Raw genomic sequence first — 7,414 nt, 5'->3', positions numbered from 1 at the left:
ATCCAAACAGCACTATCACTACATTCAAGTTCAATATATTAAAAAAATCAGTGTGTAATAATTAATTACACACTTATTCTTTTATTTTATTTTAATTATTAAAATTACACAGATACCTTATTGTTTATAACCATCTTTACTATATGAGCGAGCTCATCTTCGCCTATGTTAATATTATATCTTTCTTCTAATAATTTTAGACATTGTTTAATTAGAATAAATTCCTTGCTATTAGCATTTCTAAATTCATTCAACATTACAAACGGTGTTTCTTTTCCATTTTTGGAAAGTTTATCTATCAAGAAACAAATATGAATTAAAATACCTATTTTGACTTCATGAATTAATCTTATACTTAGATGTTCCTCAATTCTTTCTAATGTCCTTCTTATATCTGAAACTAGCTTGTATGAATCAATATTTTCGATTTGTTTTTCCATACTTTCAACTATTTTAAAATATTCGTCTTCTTGTATTATTAATTTTTCTAACGAATCTATACCATATCCTGATAAAATATCAGCAGCTGAAATAAATGGAATATTAGGATAATAAGTATTCATTACTCCTACTATAGCTATTATATTATACTTTTTACTTAAGGAGTCTAAATTACTATAAAAATCATCCTTATCAATAATATTTAAAGCATAAATTTTAATATTGGAATTGCTATTCATATTATTTTCAATAATTTCTTTAAGCCTTTGAGCTGATCCATCTCCTGTAAAACAAGATGTCACTATTATATTCTCTTTCCTATCTATTTTAGATGTTAATCCTTGAATACCATATCTTTTTATTTCAAAACAAGCTTCATATATTTCATTTAAGCTTCTTCCATTAATAGCTTTTCTACCTGCTTCAATTACTAAAAGCGTTGTAACCATATCTAGGGTTTTAACTTTAATATCTAGTTCTTCTTTAATCATATCAGCAAAATTAGTTAATGAACCCATATCTACTAATATAAATACACCTTTATTATTATTTATCTCTTTAACCTTTTCTTTTACTATTCTATACATGTCCTCGGCCTTCATACTTAAAGGCATATCTAATGCTTTTACATAATCTTCACCAATAAGTGAGTTAGCAACTTCAACCATAGAAGATGCTGTACTATGACCATGCATAATAACTAAAACAGCTACTCTATCATCATTTTCCCTATCTTTTTCATAAGGATTTGTAGCTAAGAACATAGTTATATAGCCTATTTCATCTAAAGGTATTTCTATCCCTAATTTTTTATCTATTATAGTTGCAATTTCCATAGAAACTATAAACTCTTTGGCATATTCACCTCTAATAAAATTAAGTCTAGGATGAAATATCTTAATCCCTTTTCTTATTCTTTCTAGACTTCCTTGAATATGAAGAGCAAGTCCATAATAAACTCTAATATCAAATTCCCTATTAAGTTTCTTCGAAGCATATACTAGTATCTCCTCAACTAAGTCTATTATTTTACCATCTACTGCCTTTGATAACTCTTCCTTTTTGAACTTATCTGGAAGATCCCTAATATATTTTCTGAAATACTTCTCTATATCTATATTTAAAATTTCATCTATTTCTTTTTCTTCAATACCTTCTTTTTTTAGTTCTTCAATTTTCTTTTCTATTCTATCGTAGAACATTGCACCTTCTTTTATTTCTTCAAGCTTGGTCTCATCTTCTATAATGTTTATCTTGTCATCATAACAAAACTTTAGAACATCCCCCATATTACTTAAGATTTCATCTATTTCATCTCTATAATCTTGGAGCTTCATTAGTCCTAATTTTACTCTTTGATGCAAATCTTCTTGTTCTACAAGGATATAATCCTTGCTTTTAGCTTTAAACTTTAAAAATGCCCTAGCACAAGATAATTGTATATCGCTCTTTAACTGTCCTATATTGTTGGGACAATCATATAGTAAAAAAGATATTAAAGCACTTTTGTTGAAGTATATACTTTTTGATACCCTATGAGATTCATTTTCTATAAACTCTCTAAGCAAGTAATACCTTTCCTTTATAGTCTTTTCTTTTAAGGATGGTAAAGTAATTGCCATAGGAATTCTTCTAGTAAAAGTCTTTAACAGAAAAGATTGTGGATCTTCTGTTGTAGCACAAATTATTTGAGCCTCAACATGTACTAAATTTTCAGTATCTCCTAGAACCCTAAAAAATCCTTTATCTATATAAGTAAATAACATTTCTTGACCTTGTGGGGATAATCTATGGATTTCATCTAAAAATAGTATTCCTCCATTAGCTTTCTTTAAAAGCCCATCTTTATCTGAATCTGCACCAGTGTATGCACCCTTTTTGACTCCGAATATTTGAGCCATTACCAATTGAGGATTATCTGCATAATCAGCACAGTTAAACCTTATAAATGGTCCATTTTCCTCTATTACTTCAGATTCTTTTGCAAAATTATACATAGCTTCTGCAAACATAGATTTACCTACACCTGTTTCTCCAAGAATTAAAGTGTGAAGTCCTCTTGGTGGATATAAAATTGCTGCCTTCGCTTGTTGAATTGCCATCTCCAAACTTTGTTTTGCTCCAACTAGTGTATCTAAGGTATTCATCTTTAAGTCTACTTTAGTACTTCTACTCTTCCCTTTACCTACAACTTTAATTACGCAGCTATACTTAACTGGATGTCCTTCACTCTTACTAACAGCCCCTTCCTTATAAAGCTTGTTTAAATATCTGCTTACATTAGCTCTATCTAAGTTCATAAAAGCACTTACATCACTTGCTGTCACACCATTGCTACTCTTAGTATCTAATTTTTTTAATGCATCTAAAACCTCACTAATTTTACTCATATTCTACCCCCGATTCTAATGTAAACTTCTACATCTATATTTTAACATAGATTTGAATTAATTACATTAATATTCAATTGAATAGATTAACAAAAATATAATACTTATATAAAAATATAGATACTATCACAATAGTTTTATCCTATGTTAATAGTATCTTTAATGTAAATATTACTAAATTACTAACTATAATTTCAATTTATTTAAATCTTTCCTTATAGTATTCCTCAATATTATTCCTAATAGCGAAAATCGTCGCTTGCACCCTATCCTCAACCTCAATTTTTTTAAAAATACTAGTTATATAATTTTTAATAGTCTTTTCTGATAAAAATAACTTCTCTGCAATTTCCTTATTTTTTAAGCCTCTAGAAATTTCAAATAATATATTTAGCTCCCTATTGGTTAAAAATTCTAGATTTTCTTTTTCAGCATTTTTTATATTTACAGCTTTTTTGAAATCTGAAAACATAACTTTTATCAAAGACTTATCTATGTATTTTTCTCCTTCATAAACATTTCTTATAGCATTTACAACTTCTGCCCCTGCAGATTCTTTTAATATATATGCATCTGCTCCAAGTTCTATAGCCTGCATAATTGTTTTTCTATCATTTTCAACAGTTAGCATAACTACTTTCAGCTCATTAGATAATGCTTTTATATCCTTTAGAGTTTCTATTCCACTTTTAATAGGCATATTTATATCTAAAAGCACTACATTACATTCATTAATATCTATATTCGTTAAAAGTTCCTCTCCATTTGAAAATTCACCAGTTATCATCAAATCTTCTTCGAAACTGATAATTCTATTTAATCCCTCTCGTATTAAAGAATGATCATCTACTACTATTACCTTAATTATATTTTTCATTTATACATACCTTCCTACATATTGGTAATTTAATCTTAAAAGTTACACCATCTCCATCAAAGGACTTTATATCAACCCTTCCCCCAAGAGATTTAACCCTTTCATATATTCCTAAAAGTCCATAACAATTGCCTTTCTCTTTAGTTCTAGCAAGTGTTTTCCTTACATCAAATCCAACACCATCATCCTTTACAAATATACAAATATAATTATCAATATAATTTACTTTTAAATCTACCATTTTTGCATTTGAGTGTTTTTTCATATTATTTAAAATTTCTTGAACTATTCTATATGCTGATATTTGAATTGCCTTATCTATTTCTCTTGGATACTCTTCTATAAAAGAATGTATTTCTATATTATTTTCTTGAGTTATCCTATTAATAAGCTCATTTATGGCATCATTAAACCCTCTTTCTTCTAGTGATAATGGCCTTAAATCATATATTATCCCTCTTACTTCTTTTAACGCCATTTTTACGTTCATCTTTAAGTCGTCAAGTTCTTTTAATCCTTTATCTAAATCCTTTTGTACTACAACCTTACAAAAATCAATTCTCATCATTGCATTTGCTAAATATTGAGCTGGTCCATCATGTATCTCTCTAGCAATTCTTTTTCTTTCCACTTCTTGAGCTTCTAATATTTTTATTTCGTTTATCATTTTCGAATTTTCATCTTCATCTTTTAAAACTTCAAGAAAATTACCTTGTAAGTATCCAAGAGCAATATTAATTTGATTAACTGCGCTTTCTGCCTCTTCAATACTTTTTATATAATCCCTTAATGTCCTTTCAAGTGCATCTCTTTTTAAAATAAGCTCCTTCTCCTCATTTTGTTTAGTGATAAACTTAACTCGTGTTTCTAATGCTTCTTCATATACTAGTTTAAAATGAGCTTGATCGGCATTAGTTGTTCTTTTTGATTCTTCAACTAATTTTATTCTCATAGCCTTATCTACTTTTTCTAAGTCATCCACTTCATCAATAACTTCACTTAACTTAGACTTTATAATTTTTAGTTCTTGTTTACTTACTTCTAAATCATCTCTCATTTTATCTGAAATATTAAATATTTTACTTTTTCCATCATTTATTTCTTCAATCACATCACCTATTATTTCTTTTATGTTGTCACTCGAGTACTTTAATGCCACTATTACCCCTCCAGAATTTATAATATTTATTCCTATATTATTCTTTTCGTAAAAAAATAAAAGTACCTTATAGGATAAACTAAAGCTTATCAAATAAAGTACAATTATTAACCTGTTTTTACACAGCCCATTTTTTATTTTTAGTAAAAGAAATATTTAACCACTTTTTTAAATCAAAATGATTTGTGTTATTGTCAATATACTCTCTAACCTTGTCCATATCTTCTATGGATTTAATTTTAGATTCATTTGATACTATAAAATCTATCTCAATTCTAAGTTCTCTTCCAATTTTAGCTACTCTAGCAACAGAATCATCAATATTATATTCATCTTGTATAGTCTTAACTAAATTATTAATATCATAATTTATCTCTTCATCTGCACTTGTGTTAATAAGTTCTTTAAAGGCTTCAATAATTGATCTAATTGGCATCCTTAAAAAAGTACTAGATGTAAGAATAACCATACCAGGGTCAACGTATTTTGAAATTTCATACAGCCCTATTTTTTTTAATAGTATACTAAATATAAAACCAACTAAAACACCAACACTAATCATAGCATCCATAAGCCATTGATTACTTTCTACTTTAACTATCTCAGAATTAAGGCTTTTAGATGATTTTTTCATATATAAATAAATCCAAGTACATCCAACTGATGATATGACAGAATACCAAAGTGCAAAACCTTCATCTACACTATTACCACCGTTAAATACTTGTCTTATTGCTGAAAACATCGTTATTGAACACATTATAAGTAAAACTAAAGATTTAATAATAACTAATATAGGTTCTAATGTTGATTTTCCAAATGGATAGTTTTTAAAGTCCTTCTTATTAATAAAATTAGTAATGACAATTGCAAAAATGGCAAGCCCTAAACTAATAAATGAGTAAAAACCATCAAAACTTATCATTTTGGAGTTTATAGCTCATCCCCAGGCAATACCTAAAACTGCGAAGAACAATCCACCAAAGGCAGAAAATTTAAGAATTTTGTTTTCCGCTTTCATAATATCACTCCTTAAACGTACTATTCTTAGTGATATTTTATACTTAATTGCTAAAATTATCAATTAACTAATCTGTTATATAAAATCTATTTATATGGTTATTTGTCAAAAATCAATTTTGTATAAAAAGCATAAAAGTACTTTATATCATTCTTATTTATCCCTAAAACCATAACTATTTAGTTTTAAATACACTTAATACAGCATTTTTATTATAAGTATTGTTATTTAATGTTTCTGCAATTTCTGCAATTCCTTGTGCCATTATACTTAAACCAAGTGATAAATTCTTTATTTCTTCGGATGATTTTGAAATACCTTCCAATAATTCACTTGATTTAGAAACAGATGTAAATATGTAATTTCTTTCTTCAAGAACCTTGTCCATCTTTCCATTAACATTAGATATTTTTTGTGTTAAATCTAATATCTCTTCTACTATTCCGTTAAAGGATATAACTGAGTCATCTATAACTGAAAACTGCTTGGATAGTTTTATATTTAGCACTTCTGTTATATTTATTACCTCTTGACCTTCAGTAGAAATATTACTTAATACACCATCAATACTATACGAAGACTTTTTAACATCTTCAGCAAGTTTTCTAATTTCATTTGCAACTACAGCAAATCCTTTACCTTCTTCCCCTACTCTAGCTGCTTCTATTGCAGCATTTAATGCTAAAAGATTTGTTTGATCTGCCATGGAATCAATAAAGTTAGTAATTTCTTTTATTTTTTCAATGGAATTATATAACTCATTAATTTTTTCATTCATAGTTTTTGAAGAATCTTCAATATCATTTTTTGAATTATTTAAAGTAATTAAGTCCTTATTATTTAAACTAAGCTGATTTTTAATTACTGAAAGATTACTATTAATATTATTAATTGAATTTTTAACATCTTGTATTAACTTACCAAAATTCCCTAAAAAACTGTTTATTTTCTTAGAATCTTCGTTTTGAATTATAATATTACTATCAATTTCTTGTATTGTTGCAGTAACCTCCTCAGAGGATATTGCCATGTCGCCACTTGATTTAGATAATTGATCTATCTCTTCAAATTCCTTATTAGATAAATTTAATATTTTACATATCATTTCTGAAATATTTTTTTGAAGTTCATTTATGTATTTTGCTATTAACCCTAACTCGTCTTTATTTTTAATATTAACTTCTTTTGTTAAGTCACCCTTTGAAATAGTTACTAATCCATCAATTATACCTTTAACACCTTTATTAATACTTTTAGATAATAAATATGATATTAATATATATACTAGTATTAAAGATACAGCTAAAATTAATAATTGAACCATTACTACATTTCTTATATTTATTATATTAGTAACATCACTATATATTTCTAATACTGCAGATACATTTCCACTTGTGTCTTTAATAGGATAATAAACCTTAATAATATCTTTATTTTCTAATTTCTCCCTAACTTGAGAAACCTCTCCTTCTATTGCAGTTTTTAATGAATTATTCATAGCTTCTTCTTTTCCAAGATTAAGT

At 27.1% G+C, this 7,414-nt stretch carries 5 protein-coding genes; all 5 read right to left on the bottom strand.

Annotation, left to right across the window (positions count from 1 at the left end):
• Window positions 1–104 precede the first annotated feature (104 nt).
• Entirely contained in the window at window positions 105–2,831 is a 2,727-nt protein-coding gene (locus tag E6248_RS10835) for a sigma 54-interacting transcriptional regulator (RefSeq protein ID WP_316340819.1), read from the bottom strand.
• 199 nt (window positions 2,832–3,030) lie between these two features.
• On the bottom strand, window positions 3,031–3,708 hold the full coding sequence (locus tag E6248_RS10830) for a response regulator transcription factor (RefSeq protein ID WP_316340818.1): 678 nt from the start codon (window positions 3,706–3,708) through the stop codon (window positions 3,031–3,033).
• Window positions 3,692–4,867 (bottom strand): histidine kinase, encoded by a 1,176-nt coding sequence (locus E6248_RS10825; protein ID WP_316340817.1) that lies wholly within the window; start codon window positions 4,865–4,867, stop codon window positions 3,692–3,694. Before E6248_RS10825 ends, E6248_RS10830 begins: the two co-directional genes overlap by 17 nt.
• Before the next feature lie 118 nt (window positions 4,868–4,985).
• On the bottom strand, window positions 4,986–5,792 hold the full coding sequence (locus E6248_RS10820; RefSeq protein ID WP_316340816.1) for a cation transporter: 807 nt from the start codon (window positions 5,790–5,792) through the stop codon (window positions 4,986–4,988).
• A gap of 271 nt (window positions 5,793–6,063) precedes the next feature.
• Window positions 6,064–7,414 (bottom strand): methyl-accepting chemotaxis protein (locus E6248_RS10815; protein ID WP_316340815.1); only part of this gene is annotated, 1,351 nt, incomplete at its 5' end.

This window comes from Clostridium sp., from assembly GCF_032552055.1.
GTDB lineage: Bacteria > Bacillota > Clostridia > Clostridiales > Clostridiaceae > Clostridium.
The sequence above is the reverse complement of the archived record's forward strand: the minus strand, read 5'-3'. Positions and strand labels throughout refer to the sequence as shown.

Excerpts from the sequence above, each read along its gene's own strand:
- E6248_RS10835 (WP_316340819.1), bottom strand. The coding sequence starts at position 2,831 with ATGAGTAAAATTAGTGAGGTTTTAGATGCATTAAAAAAATTAGATACT.
- E6248_RS10830 (WP_316340818.1), bottom strand. The coding sequence starts at position 3,708 with ATGAAAAATATAATTAAGGTAATAGTAGTAGATGATCATTCTTTAATA.
- E6248_RS10820 (WP_316340816.1), bottom strand. The coding sequence starts at position 5,792 with ATGATAAGTTTTGATGGTTTTTACTCATTTATTAGTTTAGGGCTTGCC.